The sequence below is a fragment of the Piscirickettsia salmonis LF-89 = ATCC VR-1361 genome (genome assembly GCF_000297215.2).
Classification (GTDB): Bacteria; Pseudomonadota; Gammaproteobacteria; order Piscirickettsiales; family Piscirickettsiaceae; genus Piscirickettsia; species Piscirickettsia salmonis.
The window spans coordinates 1-1,625 of sequence record NZ_AMFF02000266.1; the positions used below are offsets into that span (position 1 = coordinate 1).

The following is a 1,625-nucleotide window of genomic DNA, read 5'->3' on the forward strand; positions in this document are numbered from 1 at the left end:
TATCTGGAGTTTTACATATAAATACAAAAAAGCACCTACTTTGAGGTGCTTTTTTTATTTTTTCTGGTAAGTTTTTGCGTTTCGCTTACTTACGACGTGCACGTGTGCGTTTTTTTTCAAGAATCTTAGCCCGACGTTCTTTTTCACGTTCAAATTGGCGTACTAACTTCTCACGATATTTTTCAACCGCAACTTCTAGCTGCTCAAGAGCACGCTCTTGACGCATTTCTTCTTGAATACGCTCTTTTTCTAGCGCAACAACTTGTGCACGTTCAGAGCGTGCAAGTTTTAACTCATCTTTCGCTTCACGCAACTTCGCAGTAGTCGCATCTTGGGAATCTTTTACTTTAACAAGCTTATTCGCATTTGTTTTAGTATTCGACTTTTTCAAAGCAGAACGAGCAGCAGCAATTGATTTTTTATCCGAAGTTAAATCTTTTGTTAATTTTTCAATTGTTGCAGTTAATTTTGTAATTTCTTTGTCAAGCGCTGTAATTTCAGTTGAGCTTACTGTCGGAAGTTTTGGACGACCACGTTTTTTCAAAGCCACACCTTTGGTTGCTGACTTTTTAACTGTTGTTTTTTTCGTCGCCGTTTTTTCCGCTACTTTTTTTACAGCTACTTTTTTAGTTGTTTTTTTGGCTGCTGTACCTGCAGCTTTCGCAGGACGGCCGCGTTTTGTTGTGGTTTTCTTTGTAGATTTCGCTGCTGCTGCAACTTGAATATCTTTTTCTTCTTCCATTATCACCCTACCTAACAGTTACTTTAATAGATCATAGTACAAATTTAAGTCATAGAGGATATTATAATTTCTCTTTAAAATCAAAATTTTTAGCCCTCTTTACTTAAATTTTCATCATTATATTTCATTTTCTCCTCTGTTTTTCAATAAACTCAATTAACAAAAGCTTAAAATTAAGCCTTAAAGCCTTAAGAATATAAACAAACTTGATAAATTAAAATAAAGTGACTAAACATTAATAATAAAAATTTATATCTTTAACAAAAAATTAATTAATTAAAAACAACTTAATTGTATCACAAAAACAACATAAAAAATATTTTAAATACTTTAAAGTGATTTTATTAACATTTTAAAGAATAAAAATCAACAGCAGAAAATAATAAAATATATCAAAATTACATAAAGTATTTTAATATATCTATCTACATTCGATATGATACCCCTCATATATAACATCACTACAGGAAGCTCTCTATAGAGATATAAACTCAATCAATTTTTTCTATATTATTAATAGATTTTACCAACCCTTTTTATCCAGCTCAAACACATGGTTACTTGAATGGCAAAATAAATAGCGACCAATAGGATGATAACTACCATGATTTATTTTCATCAGTTACACTATAGATACTTTCAAAAGCTATTATCAAAGAGAAATACAAAGACACTTGAAAAAATATTTCCCAAAAAAGTCAGTCACACTCTATTTCTTTAATTAATACCCCTGACTTTGCCAACTCAACCACATTGCAAGCATATCATCATAAGCACAAAGCTTTTAAATCTAAACAAGCAACAGCAGCTAACCATGCTAGAAAATATTATTAGCAATAACACTTAAATTTATTAAGAGTTATTCACTCACCTTACGCACTGA

The 1,625-nt window shown here is 31.0% G+C and carries 1 protein-coding gene; it reads right to left on the minus strand.

Annotation, left to right across the window (positions count from 1 at the left end; translation table 11 throughout):
• Positions 1–85: 85 nt before the first annotated feature.
• On the minus strand, positions 86–742 hold the full coding sequence (locus tag C200_RS13990; protein ID WP_016212246.1) for an AT hook motif family protein: 657 nt from the start codon (positions 740–742) through the stop codon (positions 86–88).
• Positions 743–1,625: the final 883 nt, after the last annotated feature.

Bases quoted from the DNA above. Each gene is read 5' to 3' on its own strand.
- C200_RS13990 (WP_016212246.1), bottom strand. From the start codon at position 742: ATGGAAGAAGAAAAAGATATTCAAGTTGCAGCAGCAGCGAAATCTACA.